The organism is Photobacterium andalusiense (assembly GCF_900185625.1).
GTDB classification, from domain to species: Bacteria; Pseudomonadota; Gammaproteobacteria; order Enterobacterales; family Vibrionaceae; genus Photobacterium; species Photobacterium aquimaris.
The window spans coordinates 132,280-150,942 of record NZ_FYAJ01000007.1; the positions used below are offsets into that span (position 1 = coordinate 132,280).

Consider the following 18,663-nt stretch of genomic DNA (forward strand, 5'->3'; position numbering starts at 1 on the left):
TACTCACAAAGATAAAGAATGGCGTATTTGAGGTTGAATTTGAGTAATAATAGCCACAATACCTGCCTTGATAGAGATTCAAACTATGTCTGTAGTTAGCAATAATTCAGTAATCATTGACAGTCACTGCCATTTTGATTTCGCCCCTTTTGCTGACAATCCAGCTCAAGCGTGGACACAAGCGCAGCAAGCTGGCGTAAAAGCGATGGTTATTCCAACTGTCGGCAATAGCAACTGGGGTACAGTTGCGAGCTTATGTCAGCAATTTTCAGGCCTGTATTATGGCTTAGGTATCCATCCTTTTTTTAGTCATCAACATAGTGCTGAGGTTATGACTGAATTAACCGCCGCACTTATTGATGCTAAAGATGACAATCGTTGTGTGGCTGTTGGTGAGTGTGGGTTAGATTTTGCGGTTGCGAATGTTAATCGTGAGCAACAGCTTGAGTGGCTACGCACACAATTGATATTGGCGAATCAATATCAATTACCGGTGATATTACATTGTCGTAAAGCGTTTCCTGAACTAGTGCAGTTATTGCGCCAGCAGTTACCAAAAGCGGGAGGTGTTTATCATGGTTTTAGTGGTAGTTACCAACAAGCGACTCAGCTAGTTGATCTCGGTATCAAAATCGGGGTAGGTGGCACAATTACTTATAGTCGAGCGCAGAAAACTCGCGCTACTATGACTAAGTTACCGTTATCTGCGCTGTTATTGGAAACTGATTCACCAGATATGCCCGTTGCGGGTTATCAAGGTCAACCGAATCGACCTGAGCGTTTAGTTGATATTGTGACCGTATTAGCTCAACTTCGAGGTGAGACTTATGCGCACATAGCACAAGCAACAACCTTAACAACGGCTGAATTATTTCAAATCAAGCTGTGATTTTGCTGCCAAAGCCAAACGATTGCGCTAATCGTTTGCATATTGCAGTGGCTGTTCTGTGATACCGATCACAATAGCGAATTCTAATACATGAAGTTTCCTCATAAACTGTGATCTTGGCATTACATCATCATCAGCTCCATGAGTATAATGCGCCAACTCTTAAAGAGCCGAACTGTCAAGACGCCAAAACTTAACTATAGGATTCCATAAATCATGAGCCTGCTAATGAGCCTTGTTGGGATGGTGGTACTGCTACTAATTGCTGTACTACTTTCTGATAACCGTAAAGCGATCAATCTACGTACTGTTGGTGGCGCATTTGCTATCCAATTCCTGTTGGGTGCATTTGTACTTTATGTACCTGTAGGCCGTGATGTGCTGTACGGTATGTCACAAGCAGTTGCTAACGTTATTGCTTACGGTAATGACGGTATTAACTTCTTATTTGGCGGTCTAACTTCAAACAAGATGTTTGAGCTGTTCGGCGGTGGTGGTTTTGTTTTCGCCTTACGTGTTCTGCCAGTTATCGTGTTCTTCTCTGCTCTTATTAGCGTGCTTTACTACTTAGGTATTATGCAGGTTGTTATCAATATTCTTGGTGGCGGACTACGTAAAGTACTAGGTACATCACATGCAGAATCAATGTCTGCAACAGCAAATATCTTTGTTGGTCAAACAGAAGCACCATTAGTTATTCGTCCATTCGTACCTAAGATGACTCAGTCTGAGTTGTTTGCGGTAATGTGTGGTGGTTTGGCGTCAGTTGCTGGTGGTGTACTAGCAGGTTACGCACAAATGGGTGTACCACTAGAGTACTTGATTGCTGCGTCATTCATGGCAGCACCTGGTGGTCTATTATTTGCAAAAATCATCAAGCCTGAAACAGAGCAGCCAATTGAGCAGCTAGGTGACAACGTTGATGAAGCTGAAGAAAAACCAGCAAACATTTTTGATGCGGCAGCTGCGGGTGCATCATCAGGTATGCAACTAGCACTAAACGTTGGCGCAATGCTACTTGCATTCATCGGTCTAATCGCATTAGTAAACGGCATGTTAGGTGGTATCGGCGGTTGGTTCGGTATGCCTCAGTTAACACTAGAATTAATTCTAGGTTACATCTTCTCACCACTAGCATTCCTAATTGGTGTGCCATGGGGCGAAGCACAACTTGCTGGCTCATTCATCGGTCAAAAGATTGTTGTTAACGAATTCGTTGCTTACCTAAACTTTGCCCCTTACCTGAAAGATGTGGCTGACGGCGGTATGTTAGTAGCAGAGACTGGTGCAGTAATGTCTGATAAGACTAAAGCTATCATCTCATTTGCATTGTGTGGTTTTGCTAACTTATCTTCAGTCGCTATTCTACTGGGTGGTATTGGTAGCCTTGCACCAACACGTCGTGCTGAAATCGCTCGCTTCGGTATGAAGGCAGTGGCAGCAGGTACGTTATCTAACCTTATGTCTGCAACAATTGCTGGTCTATTTATTGCTCTAGCAGCGTAATAAGACTAACAGTAACAAATAACAAGCTATTATTAACGCCATCGCATTAGCGGTGGCGTTTTTTTTGTTTTTGGTTATACGATGAGGTTTACATTGGTTTAAGTGTAATTAACCTAATTTAATGTAATAAAATCGATTGCGTTCGCCTTTCTAATTTTTCACTCTGCTATTATTCTCAAATAGAAACAGTACTACTGTTATTGATAATAAATTATGGCTGTTATTTGCATCATTAATAATAGTTATGCAATAAATGGCTTTTTTTATGATCAAGTTGCATGAGTTACGATAGCAGTTTTTATTTCAGTAAACATATTATCCACCACAGGAAACACGAGTTTAATAGTCGAGTCGTGGTTGAGTTGATATTATAAGCAAGTAAAACCTAAGCAAGTTGACTAACGCAACGTTGTTTTAGGTCGCACGCGCGGTGCTAAGGATAGCAACCAGTATTATGTTAATTGATAACTGGGTCTTCAAGGAACAACGTCCGCTCATAGATGACAGCGATAATCAATGTCGTTGCATTGCAGTGAATTTGATGAGTTCACTGCTGAATTCATATCGAGTATTCAGATAGTATTATTGATGCTATCTCGATCAAACATTACGACTGGAGAGAGTCATGAGCGATTTAAAAGCTGCGGCATTACGTGCATTAAAATTAATGGATCTTACAACACTAAATGAAGACGACACTGATGAAAAAGTGATCGCATTGTGTAAGAACGCAAAAACAGTTGTTGGTAACACTGCTGCAGTATGTATCTACCCACGTTTTATTCCTGTTGCTAAAAAGCAATTACGTGAACAAGGTACACCAGAAGTACGTATTGCAACCGTGACTAACTTTCCACACGGTAACGACGATATTGAGATTGCTGTTGCTGAAACGAAAGCAGCTGTAGCTTATGGCGCAGATGAAGTAGATGTAGTATTCCCATACCGCGCACTTATGGCTGGTAATGCAGAAGTAGGCTTTGAGCTGGTTAAGCAATGTAAAGCAGCATGTGGCGATAACGTACTACTAAAAGTTATCATCGAAACTGGTGAGCTAAAAACTGAAGCGCTTATTAAGCAAGCGTCTGAAATCTGTATCAATGCTGGTGCTGATTTCATTAAAACATCAACAGGTAAAGTGCCTGTAAACGCAACACCTGAATATGCTGAAATCATGCTAAATGTGATTAAAGATATGGGCGTATCTAAAACAGTTGGCTTTAAGCCTGCTGGTGGCGTGCGTACAGCTGAAGATGCACAACAATACCTAGCAATGGCTAACACTATTCTTGGTGATGAGTGGGCTGATAGCCGTCATTACCGTTTTGGTGCATCAAGCCTACTTGCTAACTTACTTCACACGTTAGGTGAAGGCGAGCAAGCAGCACAAGGCGGTTACTAAGCATCTTTGAATAAGGTGGCGTTATGCCACCTTATTATTCTTAACACTAATTGTTTTATATTAGTGACAATTATCTAGGTTATTTAACCCTATTTATCAATGATATTTAAATGTCAGTGACGGGTTTTTGCAGGCAAATTTTGGCGGCTTATATAGCGTAATTTGACCATTAGATAATTAATTTTCCCCATTGAAATTTATATCCGTAAGAGGATCGTCATGTACTTACCTCAAGAAATTATTCGTAAAAAACGCGACAATATTGCTTTAACAGCAGATGAAATTAATTTTTTCATTCAAGGTGTAGCGAAGAACACTGTCTCTGAAGGTCAAATCGCAGCATTTGCAATGGCGGTTTATTTTAATGATATGACTATGGATGAGCGGGTCGCATTAACTTGTGCAATGCGTGATTCTGGTATGGTAATTGATTGGGGCCATATGAATTTCGATGGTCCAATTGTTGATAAACACTCAACCGGTGGTGTGGGTGATGTGACCTCTTTAATGCTGGGCGCTATGGTAGCGGCATGTGGTGGCTATGTACCAATGATTTCAGGTCGTGGTCTTGGTCATACTGGCGGTACGTTAGATAAGTTGGAATCAATTCCAGGTTATAACATTACGCCAAGCAATGAAGTGTTCGGTAAAGTAACTAAAGAAGCTGGTGTGGCAATTATCGGTCAAACAGGTGATTTAGCCCCTGCTGATAAACGTGTGTACGCAACCCGTGATGTAACCGCAACGGTTGATAATATTTCATTGATCACTGCATCTATTTTGTCGAAGAAATTAGCGGCTGGTTTAGATTACTTAGTGATGGATGTAAAAGTAGGTTCTGGCGCATTTATGCCAACTTATGCAGCATCAGAAGAGTTAGCAAAATCTATAGTTGCGGTTGCTAATGGTGCAGGTACATGTACATCAGCGTTATTGACTGACATGAACCAAGTATTAGCATCAACAGCGGGTAATGCGCTGGAAGTACGTGAAGCGGTACAGTTCTTAACGGGTGAATACCGTAATCCGCGTCTATACGAAGTAACGATGGCATTGTGTGCTGAAATGTTAGTTATCAGTAAACTTGCATCAGATTTACCGCAAGCACGTGCCAAACTTCAAGCAGTGTTAGATAATGGTCAAGCAGCAGAACGTTTTGGCAAAATGGTTGCAGGTCTTGGTGGTCCAACTGATTTTATCGATAATTATGATAACTATCTTGATAAGGCAGAGATTGTTAAACCTGTATTTGCTGAAACAACCGGTTTCGCAAGTGCAATGGATACACGTGGTTTAGGTATGGCTGTTGTTGGCATGGGTGGTGGTCGTCGTGTTGCTAGCGATAACATCGATTATGCAGTAGGTCTATCAAATATGATTCGTCTTGGTGATGAAGTATATGCTGATACACCATTAGCAATGGTACATGCGCGCACTGAAGCGCAATGGCAAGAAGCAGCGAAAGCAGTACGAGCTAACATTACCGTTGCAGATACAACGTCAGCAGCAACCCCTGAAGTATACCGTCGCATTGGCAAACAAGATGTATAACGGAGCAAAAATGAAACGTTCAATTATTTTAGTTTTAGATTCTTTTGGTATCGGCGCGACAGAAGATGCGGTTGATTTCGGTGATGTAGGCGCAAATACTCTTGGTCATATTGCGGCAGCATGTGCGCGTGGTGAAGCTGATAATGGTGATCGTAGCGGTGCTCTACATTTGCCAAACCTAACTAAATTAGGTTTAGCAAAAGCCTGTGAAGAATCATGTGGTAGTTTTCCTGAAGGTATGGATAGTAACGTTGAAATCGTGGGTGCTTATGGCCACGCGAAAGAAATTTCATCAGGAAAAGATACCCCTTCTGGTCACTGGGAAATTGCAGGTGTACCAGTATTGTTTGATTGGGGTTACTTTAGCGATAAAACGAACAGTTTCCCTAAAGAACTAACAGATCGCATTCTTGCACGTGCAGGCTTAGACGGTTACTTAGGTAACTGCCATGCATCTGGTACTCAAGTACTGGATGATTTGGGTGAAGAGCACATGCAAACAGGTAAACCAATTTTCTATACATCTGCTGACTCTGTATTCCAAATTGCATGTCATGAAGAGACTTACGGTCTTGATAAGTTGATGGAACTTTGTCACATCGCTCGTGAAGAGCTAGAAGATTACAATATTGGTCGTGTTATTGCGCGTCCATTTACTGGCGCTGGTAAAGGTCAGTTTGAGCGTACGGGTAACCGTCGTGACTTGTCTCTTGAGCCACCTGCAGCAACTATTCTGCAAAAGTTGGTTGAAGAAAAGCAAGGTGAAGTAATTTCTATCGGTAAGATTTCTGATATCTATGCGGGCTGCGGTATTTCTCGTAAAGTTAAAGCAACCGGTATTCCAGCATTGTTTGATGCAACGTTAGCACAAATTGACCAAGCGAGTGATAACAGCATCGTATTTACTAACTTCGTTGATTTTGACTCAGCATATGGCCATCGCCGTAATGTAGCAGGTTATGCTGCAGCGTTAGAGTACTTTGACCGTCGCTTGCCTGAAATCTTAGCCTTGCTAAAAGAAGATGATGTGCTAATTATTACTGCTGACCATGGTTGTGATCCAACATGGCCGGGTACAGATCATACTCGCGAGCATATTCCAGTGATTGTTACTGGACCAAAAGTGAAGGCGGGTTCATTAGGCCGTCGTGAAACATTTGCTGACATTGGTCAAAGCCTTGCTGCGCATTTTGGTACCTCAGATATGGCTTACGGTAAGTCGTTTCTATAAATACGAATAAACAGCTATTATTCTCATCATCAAGGCGAGGAATCATTGGATTAATCGCCTTGATTAGTATAAAAATGTGCTTGTTTATATGATAGCGATTATTGGTTATTAGTAAGGTGCGTTTAAATCAAATGCTAGCATTACTGATAACTGATTTAATTAACAAAAGGATATAACGATGGCTACTCCACATATTAATGCTGAAATGGGTGATTTTGCAGATGTCGTGCTGATGCCTGGTGATCCACTACGTGCTAAGTTTATCGCAGAAACATTCTTAGAGAATGTGACAGAAGTATGTAACGTACGTAGCATGCTTGGTTTCACTGGTACTTACAAAGGTCGTAAGATCTCTGTTATGGGCCACGGTATGGGTATTCCTTCTTGTTCTATCTATGCGACAGAGTTAATTAAAGACTTTGGCGTGAAGAAAATTATCCGTGTTGGTAGTTGTGGTGCTGTACGTGATGACGTTAAATTACGTGATGTTGTTATCGGCATGGGTGCATCAACCGATTCTAAAGTAAACCGCATCCGTTTTGGTGGCCATGACTTCGCAGCAATTGCTGACTTTGGTATGGTACAAAATGCAGTAGACGCAGCAAAAGCAAAAGGTATTCCAGTTAAAGTAGGTAATATCTTCTCTGCTGATTTATTCTACAACCCAGATTTTGATTTCTTCAAAACAATGGATAAGTACGGCATCGTTGGTGTTGAAATGGAAGCCGCTGGTATCTACGGCGTAGCAGCAGAATTTGGTGCTAAAGCACTGACTATCTGTACTGTTTCTGACCATATTCTACGTGGTGAAGCAACAACTTCTGAAGAGCGTCAATTAACGTTCAATGAGATGATTGAAATCGCATTAGAATCAGTATTGCTTGGTGATGCCGAGTAATAGTCGTTGAAATAAGGCCGTTTATAGGTTCTTATTTTAATGAGGAAAGTTAAATAAAAAAAGCGGTAACAGTGCCAACTGTTGCCGCTTTTTTATGGTCACTAATTGTTGTTATTGGTGCTGATTACGCAGGAATGGAAAATGTCCTTGGTAATGCTGACGACTAAAGACCAACATCAATAATCCGCCTAGAATCAATGCCGCTATCATTAAGCCTCGAATAATAGCGGTCATGGTCGCCATTTGAGCGTAAGCATGAGTCAGTAATTTATCGTGTTCGAGCGTGATCCGCATAAAACCAATAATATGTCCATTGAGCAATACTGGCTCTGCAATTTGTTGGCGACCGATACTCGCCATTGCCAGTGGCGTCGACAGTCCTGTTAATTGTTCTAATGGCATTGCGGCTTTGGTTTTTGCTAATACCACTCCCTCAATATTGTAAATACTAGCATCCAATATTAATGGCTCAGTTGTTAAATTTTGAACTAATAATTGCAGTTGATCTTGGTCTTTATTTTCAATATCTAGCGCTGCATTTTGAGCGGCTTGGCGTACAATAATTTGTGATAAGGTTTGAGTTTGTTCACTTAACAATTGATAGTTTTGTTGGCTAAGTGAAGCACCGTATTGAAGAATGCCTATAAATGTTAATAGGCATATTAACAATATAACGGTTTTATGCAGTCGCTGACGTTGCCACCGTTTGGTGTTCCATTGGATCATTGATAGCTCTCGATTACTTCGATGATGGTTATTCTACACTAAAAAAATAATAGATGATTATTTCACCTATAGGTAATTGTTAAACTTTGTTAACAAATGAATGGTGGTAATGATTTGCAATGGTAACTTTACATAAGTCACTAATTTTATAGATATAAACATTCCTTTGTTATTAGTGATATAACTGTCATTTTACAATTTGACTTGCTCTTCATGAGTACAATCGTTAGGTTTATAGTAATCAAATTGTTAAGGATGACATAATGGACGTTGCGAACGTACTCAAAATCAACAAACACCCGACCTTGTTTAAACGCTTTCCCGAGATTTTATCTGTCACGAACACCAGTAAGCGCCAAGCGAATTGGTTAGTCTATGGTAAGCAAATTACCACTGATAATATTGAGGCGATTAATGATGTTGGTTTGAGTGCTATTGATATTGTCGCAGCTTGGAAAGTGGGCGCATATGATGCAATTTTAATTGCCAGTGAGCTAACGTTAGAGCAACAGCAAAAAGTGATAGAACAGCAATTAGATTTCGCTTATGTGAGTGATATTCCTGATTTATCAATGCCTGGAGTAGTGGTATTAGATATGGACTCAACCGCGATTGAGATTGAGTGTATTGATGAGATCGCGAAACTTGCAGGTGTTGGTGAAGAAGTGGCGGCGGTTACAGAGCGGGCGATGTCTGGTGAATTAGACTTTGAGCAAAGTTTACGTCAGCGCGTAGCTACGTTAGCTGGCGCAGATGAAGCGATTTTAGCGCAAGTGCGAGAACAACTGCCGTTAATGGCAGAGCTGCCTCAATTAATTGCGACCTTGCATCATTATGGTTGGCAAGTAGCGATCGCTTCTGGCGGATTTACTTATTTTTCCGATCATCTTCAGCAACAATTTAATTTGGTATCAGCAACCTCCAATACGCTTGAAATTATTGACGGCAAGTTAACCGGTAAGGTGATTGGCAAAGTGGTTGATGCCAAAGCCAAAGCAGAAATATTATTGGCATTAGCTGAAGAGTTTGATATTGAACCGCATAATACCGTTGCTGTGGGTGATGGTGCTAACGATTTGCTGATGATGGATGTTGCTGGGCTTGGTATCGCTTATCATGCTAAACCCCTAGTTGAACAACAGGCAAACGTCGCAATTCGTCATGCCGATTTAGGGGCGGTCATTTGTATCTTGTCGGCATCCCTCGCCGAACAACGGTTAGCTTGGTAGGTTTGATGTAGCATTCGCACCTTATAATCGGTGCGAATGGTTAATCACATTAATGAATTTCAAGCCGAATTAACACTTCATCAGTAATATCTAAAATTTCACCACAACCGATTAATGACGTGAACTCCATTTCTAATGCTCGCGCTCGATGTAATGTTAAGCGTGCTAATTTACTGAGTTTTTCACCAATTAAGATCGTAAGCGGATTCAGCACGGGTAATGCGGTGATCCGCAATGCGAATAACTCTCCATGTTGGCGAGCTTGTTCAATATATGCCCGTTGGCTAGCAACATTATCAAAATCTTGGCGGAGCTTAGTGTCAACCTTATGCACTTTATTGTCTTTAATCTCAACTGCTAAATATAATTCATGAATAACAGGAGGCGGTTGTTTGTCTCGCGGTCGCATTGGATCGGCGAGTAATTGTTTGACTCGTTGTTTGAAAATAATATCAAGATCACAGCGATCATTATCACTTAGCTGGTAGAGCATGTTTGCCAGTGGAGATAATGGAAAATTGGATCCAACCGCTTTGACCTTGATTTTATGGTCAACTTTTTCGGCGAAATAAGGCAAACAATGCAATCGAGTCAGCAACATTTGGTGCATCGCAAACAACATCGCCGCAGAAGGTTGCGGCTCTTTGCATACCGACAGCTTCTCTAGATTAGAAGTAATTAACGTTTGTAGAAATTGCCCGCCCAATAAACCGTCTTCATTTTCAATGGTCGTTAACTGAATATTTTTTCCATTAGGGCTGGTGCGAATAACCTGATAAGGCATTCTCTTTAAAATACTATTTTTAGTGCTACGGGCTAAATCTGTAAATTCGATGATCACAGTGTCACCTTGCTTACAGCGCAAGGGTTGATCTAAATTAATATTCAGTCCACGACTGGAAAAATCGATTGAATGGCCGCTGATTATGCCATTATTTTGTTGAAGGGTGATGGTTGTTTGATACTGAAACCGAGATTCACTGCGCAGTGGTTTAGGATCAAAATGAATTGCTTCTGCTTGGCTTATTGGATTGCGAGGGTGGCGGAATTGATGTAATTCTTGAGCCATTAAGGTTGACGCTGCACTACCAATATAATCTGGTTGGACTTGCAAGTGGGTTAGATCTTGCAAAGTACCAATATGGGATAAGTCCTGACAACATGGCATCATTTCTGGCGTCAATTGGGATAATGTTTGGATATCGTTAGCGGTTAAAGGGTAAAGCGTTAATCGCATTACGCGCCAACTTTTACGTTTTGCACCAACTTGCCAAAATAACAGCCGTTGTTGACGCGTCATTTCAGGCAATGCTGCGGAATAAAAATAACGCTGGCCTTGATGCTCATGAAAGAAGCTATAAATTAAGGTGCTGGTTTGTGAAACCTTACTTAGACCGAGGTTACTGATACGAGAGGCTGATAACAGATGATTAATTATCGGTTGGTTACGTTCATCATGCCAATATTGCCATTGGTGTTGATTATGATCGGTTAACAAGCTGTATTTAAGGCTAGTTCCGGCAAAAAATAATGGCATTGTTGTCGTATGTTTAAGGTAACAATGCTCAAACCCTTGGGTGCGTAATTGAATAATCTTATCGTCATGGTTATTACGACTTAACGATTGATGCTGATCATGCTTAATAATCGCCTGTAGTGCCGTATTTTCAGTTAATGCCAATAACCGTAACCATTTTATACTGTCGTTATCTTGAATATCATCAATGCCTAAAATACGATAGTGGTGACTTTGGTTAAGACGCGCATCTTGGTATTGTTGTGCTAGTTGTGGAAACGAAGCAGTAATTGTTTGACCAAGTTGGTAATCAAACGCTGCAGGCACTTTACATTTTGCACCAGAAAGAGAAAGATCGACCGTTGTCGCCAGTACTTGTTGGCTGTTGGCTAATGTTAATGCCATGGGGGTCGCGATACTGAGCCTTTTTTCTTCACGGCTGAGGTAGTATCCAAATCGAATCAATTGAGCTTGGAATAAACTGTATTGAGTGTCTGCTGTTATAGCCTCTGTTGGTGGCTGTTTTTGCTGTTGGTGGATAATACGAAAATTGTTATGGGTGTTAATTAATTCTTCGTAAAGTCCATAGCAATACTGACCGCCAAACACACTACTGCGGTGATGATAAATATTGATAGCGACATCATCTAACCAATGATCATAGCCATTAAATGTATACTGTCGACACTGACCTTTAACCCGCCCTCGAAGATCAATAATTTTATTGCAAGGGGCCATCAAGCGATTGATTTCCATTTTTATTTGTAGCCGTACCGGCCCCGTTTCATGCTCAGTTAATAATTTGAACATGGGCTCAAAATCAGGTTGGTTATAGATTGGCAATAACTGTTCAATCAGGGCTTTATAATCGTCGAGATGCATGGCTTGGTCTATTAATGAGTGGCTAGATAGACTTATCGGTTACAACAACAAAAAGTTTAGTGTTAACTGACATGTATTTGTCGTTATTTGATAAATTCTTGACGCTAATCTGATTAGCAATTGTGAATAATGAGTGATGTAGGAACTAGAATGGCAAAAGCAGCAAAACGAGCGTATGTATGTAGCGACTGTGGTATGGACTTTGCGCGTTGGCAAGGCCAATGTTCTGGGTGTAAATCATGGAATACCATCACTGAATTTACGATTCCTAACACTAAAACCGGTAGTGTGACTTCTGCACGTTCAAGTTTGTCAGGCTATGCAGGTATTGCTGGTGGTGGCTCTAAAAAGCTGCACGAAGTTGAAGCTGTTGATGCTCAGAAAATGTTAACTGGTATTGGTGAACTTGATCGCGTGTTATGTGGAGGATTAACCACAGGCTCTGTGAACATTATTTCAGGTGATCCTGGTGCGGGTAAAACAACCTTGCTATCAGATTTAGTGGCGCGAATGTCTAAACTGATGCCATCACTGTACTGTACTGCGGAAGAATCACTATCACAGTTTAAAAACCGTGTTAATCGCTTAAAGTTAGACTGTAATGAAGATAATTTATATCTGATGGCTGAAACCAGTGTTGAAGCAATCATCGCTGAATTAGAAGCAAAACAGATTAAATTTGCGGTTATTGACTCGATTCAAGCAGTATCAACAGAATTAGCCAATGGTAGTCCTGGTTCACCATCACAAGTAAAAACAGCAGCACAAGCGTTGACGCAATACTGTAAACAAAACAACGTTACTATGTTTTTGATTGCGCATGTGAATAAAAATAACGAAATTGCTGGGCCTCAAACACTGGTTCACATTGTTGATGCGTTACTGCATATCGACACCAATGATGGCCAAGTGCGTACCTTACGCGCCAATAAAAACCGCTTTGGTGACGTTGATACAGTGGGTATTTTTCGTATGACAGAGCGCGGTATGCTCAGTGTTGATAACCCAAGTGAAATTTTCTTATCGGGTTCTACCACCGAATCATCAGGCTCTGCGATCACCTGTATTCGTAAAGGTAATCGAAATATTTTATTAGAAATTCAATGTCTAACCACAGAAACTGAAGGTGAGTTTCCACAGCGGGTCTGTGTTGGATTAAATATGAATAGAATTAAGATGTTAACCGGAATTCTACGTAAGCACGCCAAGACCAAAATCTTTCACGATACATTTTTTAATATTGTGGGTGGTTTAAAAATTGACGAATCAGAAACCTGTATTGATTTGGCATTAGTGGCAGCATTACTGAGTAGTTTAAATGAATTTGTGGTGCCACGTACAACGTGCATCATGGGTGAGTTAAGTCTTAATGGTGATGTGCGTCCGATTGATAGTGGCGTACCGCGAGTTAAAGAAGCGGCGCAACATGGATTCACTGAAATCTTTATTCCTTATCGTAATTATCATAAATCAATGGAAGGGCTTGGGGCTAAAATTGTCGCAGTGAAAACCATCCATGAACTGATTGAGCTCATTAACTAACACCAATGGTATAAGTGAGTTACGATTAGATTATGTAAGGCCAATCATCATCATATGATTGGCCTTTTTAATGGGTGCTAAATAGATAGGGCTGTTATTAAAGATCGTCTTGGTTGTTTATAGGCTTGGTATAATTAACAGTAGTGATACCGATATCGTGGTTTTCATCGCCGGTCAATTGTACCTGCATTGCAACCATGCCATTGATGGTGTCTAGCAACGATGCCCATTGAACATTCTTTTCTTGTTTAAACAGCTCATCAAAGTTTTCAATGTTCCATTTAACAAATGGCCGTGGATTAAGTGGTTTGCCTAAAAAGCGAATTTCATAATGTAAGTGAGGTCCGGTTGATAGTCCCGAATTACCTGTCCAACCAATAAGTTGGCCTTTTTTAACAAACTCACCTTGCTTAACTTTAAATTTACTCATGTGAGAGTAAGTCGAAATAAACCCCATCGTATGATTTAAGGTTAATTGATTACCGTAACCATAATTACTGCTGCGAGCTCGCTCAATAACAGCATCTGCGGGGGCATAGATCGGAGTGCCAATTTTAGCTGCAAAATCAAGGCCATCATGGCGTTTTCGCTTTTTGGTGATCGGATGAACGCGGGTTCCAAAGCCAGATGTTAATTGAACATTTGGTGTCGGAGGACCATTTGGTATCAGCTGAAGTAACGTTGCTCTGACTGCGGAGTTAATTGCAGCAGTATCGACCCGTTGAGCGATGGTTTGAGTTTCATCAACTGGCTCAATTCCCAGCACTGTTTCCATGTCATCAATACGCTGGTTCAGGGTAACTAATGATTTTTTCTTACTCGCTAATTCTTGGTTAAGATTATGATTCATTGCCGTTTCTTCAGATAGTGAAGCACTTAATGCTAATGCTTGGGCACTTAATTTTTGAGCTTTGATCTGAGAAATTTTAGCATTTTGATAAAGGTGAAACATTGAATAACTGCCATAGCTAAAAATACCACAGACCGTAATGATCATCGCGGCACGATAATAGCGTTGTAGCGGGTGTGGCGATTTATTGGTTAATGATGGCTCTGACGATGATGGTTCTATATGAGACATAATCTATAGCTATTATTAAGAAATAAGTGAAGGTTGACAGAGATTAAGACCGTTGAAAGTGGTTAATATCGAATCAACTAGCGATAACGAATAAGCCTCTCAGTCTATGTTGTTGCTTTTATTATTGCTAGCCATGACGTCACATAAATGAAGCAATACAGTATGTTGTTCTGCTGTTACTTTAAAAACTATTTGATTTTAAAGTTGTTTTTATTTTTGATAAAAAAGAGCTGATTACACAGCTCTTTTTTGATTACAGCGTAATAATACAATTATTTTGCAATACGTTTGTACTTGATACGGTGTGGTTCAGCAGCATCTGAGCCTAATGTTTTCTTGAGCCAATCGGTATATTCAGTAAAGTTACCTTCAAAGAAACTCACTTTACCTTCATCGCGATAGTCAAGAATATGAGTCGCAACACGGTCAAGGAACCAACGGTCGTGCGAGATAACCATAGCGCAACCAGGGAACTCAAGCAGTGCTTCTTCTAATGCACGTAGCGTTTCTACGTCAAGGTCGTTGGTTGGTTCATCGAGTAGTAATACGTTACCGCCCGATTTTAGCAGTTTCGCTAAGTGAACACGGTTACGCTCACCACCTGACAAGTCGCCAATGCGTTTTTGATGGTCACTGCCTTTAAAGTTAAAGCGTGATACATAGGCACGTGCTGGAATTTCAAAGTTGTTGATCTTAAGAATATCAGCACCTTCGGAAATTTCTTGATAAACTGTGTTGTTGTCATTCATGCTATCGCGGAACTGATCCACCGAGGCCAACTTCACCGTTTCACCTAGTTCAATTGAACCAGAATCCGGTTGCTCTTCACCACTTAGCATCTTAAACAGTGTTGATTTACCCGCACCGTTAGCACCGATAATACCGACGATTGCACCTTTTGGCATGCTGAATGATAAATCATCAATCAGTACGCGATCACCAAACGATTTAGTCAGGTTATTAACCTCAATAACTTTGTCGCCTAAACGCTCACCTGGTGGAATGAATAGCTCGTTAGTTTCATTACGCTTTTGGTGTTCGTTAGTGTTTAGTTCTTCAAAGCGCGCCATACGTGCTTTTGATTTCGCTTGACGACCTTTAGGGTTTTGACGGACCCATTCAAGTTCTTTCTCGATGGTTTTTTGCAAAGCACGTTCTTGCGATGATTCTTGTTTTAGACGCGCATCTTTTTGCTCAAGCCATGAGGTGTAGTTACCTTGCCATGGAATACCTTCACCACGGTCAAGCTCTAAGATCCAGCCAGCGGCATTGTCTAGGAAGTAACGGTCGTGGGTAATCGCTACCACAGTACCGCTGTAATCAACTAAGAAGTGCTCCAGCCATGCAACCGACTCAGCATCTAAGTGGTTAGTTGGCTCGTCAAGTAGTAGCATATCTGGCTTATCAAGCAATAATCGACAAATAGCAACACGACGACGCTCACCACCAGATAGGTTCTTGATAGGTGCATCCCAATCCGGTAGACGCAGAGCATCAGCAGCACGCTCAAGTTGCATACCGAGGTTATGACCATCTTTGGTTTCAATCAGTGATTCTAAATCACCTTGTTCTTTTGCCAAAGCGTCAAAATCAGCATCAGGTTCAGCATAAGCTGCATAAACTTGATCAAGACGAATTAATGCCTCTTTAACATCAGACACCGATTCTTCAACAATCTCACGTACTGTTTTGGTTTCATCTAGTACTGGTTCTTGGGGTAGGTAACCAACTTTTAGTCCCGCTTGTGGGCGAGCTTCACCTTCAATATCGGTATCAATGCCAGCCATAATACGCAGTAAAGTTGACTTACCTGAGCCATTAAGACCTAAAACACCAATTTTGGCACCAGGAAAGAAACTTAATGAAATATCTTTTAAGATTTGACGCTTAGGTGGGACGATTTTGCCCACTCGCGACATGGTATAGACGTAATCAGCCATATCCGTGTGTGATCTCTACTCTAAAATGAAGCTTATATAGTACCTATAATCTTTAAAAGTTCACTCGAATTGTTGGTTATTCGTTGGTGGAGTTAAGTATTTTAGCGATAAAATCGATTGTTTATTGTAATGCTTACCATCACAATCATACCTAATGGTAATTATATATTCATTAAGGTATGTGACGACCGATATTGATGCGATATTGTATTGATAGTGCTTTTTTTTGCTATCATTGAGCAGGGATCATCGATAAGTTTTGGCGTTTTTTATATGGAGTTAATCGTGGCACGTCTATTTAGTTATTCTCGAGTTTTTTCACTTGCTTTGTTGACCGTCGGATTAACCACTGCCGTGAGTGTTCAAGCAGCGACATTAGAGCAGCAGCGTACATGGTATGAACAAGCGCAAAATGCGTTTTCAGCCAATGACATGGCATTATTTCATCAGCAAAAAACCAAGTTAGGAGGATATCCATTATATCCTTACTTAGAATATCGTGAATTTAACGCCCAGCTAGCGACTAAAAATACTAGCCAAGTAAAGGTCTTTATCAATAAGTATAAAATGCTGCCTTTTAGCCAAACTATCAAAACGCGTTATTTAAATCAGTTGGTTAAGGCTGATCGTTGGCATGATTTTTTATTGATTCAACCAGCAGTGCCACGACAGACAGATCTACAGTGTGCTTTTTATTATGCTAAAGCCCAAACGGGTAAGGCGACATTAGCATGGCAGGGGGCTGAAAAATTATGGCAAACGGGAAGCTCGTTACCAGCCAGTTGTGATGCGTTATTAAATAGTTGGAGTGCCACTGGTAAACGCACCAATACCATGGTGTTAGACCGAATGGTATTAGCCTATGCCAAAGGTAATAATAGTTTATTAAGCTACCTTGATAAGTTGTTAACCGGTGATGCTAAAGCAACAGGTGAAACTATATTAGCACTATATAATCAGCCTCAAAAAGTGGGTGAATTTGCTAAGAAAAGTAAAGTAACACCTTTTAATCAGTTGCTTACCAAGAATGCTTTTTTATTGCTAGCCCGTAAAGATACGCCACAAGCTGTGGCTGAATATGATCGAGTAATGCACGGGCAACATTTTGATAAAGCGACCAGACAAACTCTGGCTGATGCGATAGCCTCTCGATTAATGTCGACCAATGATACTGCGTTAGCCCAATGGCGTGACAGTAAATTAGCCGACAGCGATAACGCCACTCTTTTAGAGCGCCGTATACGTAATGCGATCCGTGAAGCTAATTGGAAACAAACCCAATTATGGATTAACCGCTTACCAAAAGAAGCACAACAGACGCCGCGTTGGACATTTTGGAAAGCGAAGTTGTTAGCGCAAAATGGCAAGAAAAAACAAGCGGATAAGATTTATACTTCACTATTAGGCGAGCGAGATTTCTATAGTGCGGCTGCGGCAACGATATTGCATAAGCCAATTGTGTACCCGTTAACTAAAGCGCCAACGGCAACTGCTTTATTAACACCTTATAACAAGAGCCTAGCACGTGTTAAAGAGTTAATTGCACTTGATAAAGTGACCGCGGCTAATCGTGAGTGGGGGTATTTGCTCTCTAAAATTACTAATGTACAAACTAAGCGTCAGTTAGCGGTATATGCTGAAAAGCATCAATGGCATTACTTGGCAGTACAAGCGACGATTTCAGGTAAGTTATGGGATCATATGACTTTAAGATTCCCATTAGCCCATAAATGGCTATTTGATTTCTTCAGTGAACAACGCAATATTCCAGTATCGACCATGATGGCATTAGCGCGTCAAGAAAGTGCGTTAAACATTCACGCGCGATCACATGTTGGCGCAAGTGGCTTAATGCAATTGATGCCAGCTACAGCTGCTGAAACGGCTAAAAAACTTGATTATAAATACCAAGGTAAACAAAGTTTATTTGATCCAAGTGTTAATATTCGTTTAGGCAGTGCTTATTTAAAAATGATGTTAGAGCGTAACGATGGTAATCGTATTTATGCTTTTGCATCTTATAATGCTGGGCCTGGTCGAGTTGCGCAGTGGAAAAAAATAACCGCAGGCAAATTAGATGTTTATTCATTCATTGAACAAATACCGTTTAATGAAACACGTGGTTATGTTCAAAATGTATTAATGTTTGATATTTATTACAATGAATTAATGGGACATAAAGGGATTTTATTTAGTCCTACAGAATTAAATGCGCGTTATTAATAGAATTAGGTGTTTTATTGATAGTTTTAGCTGTTTAATCTATTTAA

The 18,663-nt window shown here is 40.7% G+C and carries 13 protein-coding genes; 9 read left to right on the forward strand and 4 right to left on the reverse strand.

Features of this window, described 5'->3' with window-relative positions; genetic code table 11:
• The first annotated feature begins 85 nt into the window (after positions 1-85).
• From PAND9192_RS15550 to deoD, 6 genes are all read left to right on the forward strand, one after another.
• A complete protein-coding gene (locus tag PAND9192_RS15550) occupies positions 86-889 on the forward strand; it encodes a TatD family hydrolase (protein WP_234999172.1) in 804 nt (267 codons plus the stop codon).
• A gap of 216 nt (positions 890-1,105) precedes the next feature.
• Positions 1,106-2,395 (forward strand): NupC/NupG family nucleoside CNT transporter, encoded by a 1,290-nt coding sequence (locus PAND9192_RS15555; protein ID WP_060997681.1) that lies wholly within the window; start codon positions 1,106-1,108, stop codon positions 2,393-2,395.
• 625 nt (positions 2,396-3,020) lie between these two features.
• Complete coding sequence (gene deoC, locus PAND9192_RS15560; RefSeq protein ID WP_087854510.1) at positions 3,021-3,797, forward strand: deoxyribose-phosphate aldolase; 777 nt, start codon at positions 3,021-3,023, stop codon at positions 3,795-3,797.
• Positions 3,798-4,016: 219 nt separating this feature from the next.
• On the forward strand, positions 4,017-5,348 hold the full coding sequence (deoA, locus tag PAND9192_RS15565; protein WP_087854511.1) for a thymidine phosphorylase: 1,332 nt from the start codon (positions 4,017-4,019) through the stop codon (positions 5,346-5,348).
• A gap of 10 nt (positions 5,349-5,358) precedes the next feature.
• On the forward strand, positions 5,359-6,579 hold the full coding sequence (locus PAND9192_RS15570) for a phosphopentomutase (protein ID WP_087854545.1): 1,221 nt from the start codon (positions 5,359-5,361) through the stop codon (positions 6,577-6,579).
• A gap of 178 nt (positions 6,580-6,757) precedes the next feature.
• Positions 6,758-7,477 (forward strand): purine-nucleoside phosphorylase, encoded by a 720-nt coding sequence (gene deoD, locus PAND9192_RS15575; protein ID WP_036795952.1) that lies wholly within the window; start codon positions 6,758-6,760, stop codon positions 7,475-7,477.
• Between the two features lie 111 nt (positions 7,478-7,588).
• Here deoD and PAND9192_RS15580 read toward each other — a convergent pair whose 3' ends face one another.
• Positions 7,589-8,203, reverse strand: coding sequence for a YtjB family periplasmic protein (locus tag PAND9192_RS15580; RefSeq protein WP_087854512.1), 615 nt, complete (start codon positions 8,201-8,203; stop codon positions 7,589-7,591).
• A 263-nt stretch (positions 8,204-8,466) separates the two neighbouring features.
• Here PAND9192_RS15580 and serB point away from each other — a divergent pair, with 263 nt between their 5' ends.
• A complete protein-coding gene (serB, locus tag PAND9192_RS15585; RefSeq protein ID WP_087854513.1) occupies positions 8,467-9,432 on the forward strand; it encodes a phosphoserine phosphatase in 966 nt (321 codons plus the stop codon).
• A gap of 49 nt (positions 9,433-9,481) precedes the next feature.
• Here the strand turns inward: serB and PAND9192_RS15590 are convergent, their stop codons facing one another.
• A complete protein-coding gene (locus PAND9192_RS15590) occupies positions 9,482-11,830 on the reverse strand; it encodes a PilZ domain-containing protein (protein WP_087854514.1) in 2,349 nt (782 codons plus the stop codon).
• Positions 11,831-11,980: 150 nt separating this feature from the next.
• Here PAND9192_RS15590 and radA point away from each other — a divergent pair, with 150 nt between their 5' ends.
• Entirely contained in the window at positions 11,981-13,372 is a 1,392-nt protein-coding gene (gene radA / locus PAND9192_RS15595; protein WP_060997688.1) for a DNA repair protein RadA, read from the forward strand.
• Between the two features lie 97 nt (positions 13,373-13,469).
• Here radA and PAND9192_RS15600 read toward each other — a convergent pair whose 3' ends face one another.
• A complete protein-coding gene (locus PAND9192_RS15600) occupies positions 13,470-14,453 on the reverse strand; it encodes a M23 family metallopeptidase (RefSeq protein WP_087854515.1) in 984 nt (327 codons plus the stop codon).
• 272 nt (positions 14,454-14,725) lie between these two features.
• On the reverse strand, positions 14,726-16,393 hold the full coding sequence (ettA, locus tag PAND9192_RS15605) for an energy-dependent translational throttle protein EttA (RefSeq protein WP_087854516.1): 1,668 nt from the start codon (positions 16,391-16,393) through the stop codon (positions 14,726-14,728).
• A 285-nt stretch (positions 16,394-16,678) separates the two neighbouring features.
• On the opposite strand from ettA, the gene sltY reads away from it, so the two are divergent.
• On the forward strand, positions 16,679-18,616 hold the full coding sequence (gene sltY, locus PAND9192_RS15610) for a murein transglycosylase (protein ID WP_234999174.1): 1,938 nt from the start codon (positions 16,679-16,681) through the stop codon (positions 18,614-18,616).
• The last annotated feature ends 47 nt before the right edge of the window (positions 18,617-18,663 follow it).

Excerpts from the sequence above, each read along its gene's own strand:
- PAND9192_RS15550 (WP_234999172.1), top strand. The coding sequence starts at position 86 with ATGTCTGTAGTTAGCAATAATTCAGTAATCATTGACAGTCACTGCCAT.
- PAND9192_RS15555 (WP_060997681.1), top strand. The coding sequence starts at position 1,106 with ATGAGCCTGCTAATGAGCCTTGTTGGGATGGTGGTACTGCTACTAATT.
- deoC (WP_087854510.1), top strand. The coding sequence starts at position 3,021 with ATGAGCGATTTAAAAGCTGCGGCATTACGTGCATTAAAATTAATGGAT.
- deoA (WP_087854511.1), top strand. The coding sequence starts at position 4,017 with ATGTACTTACCTCAAGAAATTATTCGTAAAAAACGCGACAATATTGCT.
- PAND9192_RS15570 (WP_087854545.1), top strand. The coding sequence starts at position 5,359 with ATGAAACGTTCAATTATTTTAGTTTTAGATTCTTTTGGTATCGGCGCG.
- deoD (WP_036795952.1), top strand. The coding sequence starts at position 6,758 with ATGGCTACTCCACATATTAATGCTGAAATGGGTGATTTTGCAGATGTC.
- PAND9192_RS15580 (WP_087854512.1), bottom strand. The coding sequence starts at position 8,203 with ATGATCCAATGGAACACCAAACGGTGGCAACGTCAGCGACTGCATAAA.
- serB (WP_087854513.1), top strand. The coding sequence starts at position 8,467 with ATGGACGTTGCGAACGTACTCAAAATCAACAAACACCCGACCTTGTTT.
- PAND9192_RS15590 (WP_087854514.1), bottom strand. The coding sequence starts at position 11,830 with ATGCATCTCGACGATTATAAAGCCCTGATTGAACAGTTATTGCCAATC.
- radA (WP_060997688.1), top strand. The coding sequence starts at position 11,981 with ATGGCAAAAGCAGCAAAACGAGCGTATGTATGTAGCGACTGTGGTATG.
- PAND9192_RS15600 (WP_087854515.1), bottom strand. The coding sequence starts at position 14,453 with ATGTCTCATATAGAACCATCATCGTCAGAGCCATCATTAACCAATAAA.
- ettA (WP_087854516.1), bottom strand. The coding sequence starts at position 16,393 with ATGGCTGATTACGTCTATACCATGTCGCGAGTGGGCAAAATCGTCCCA.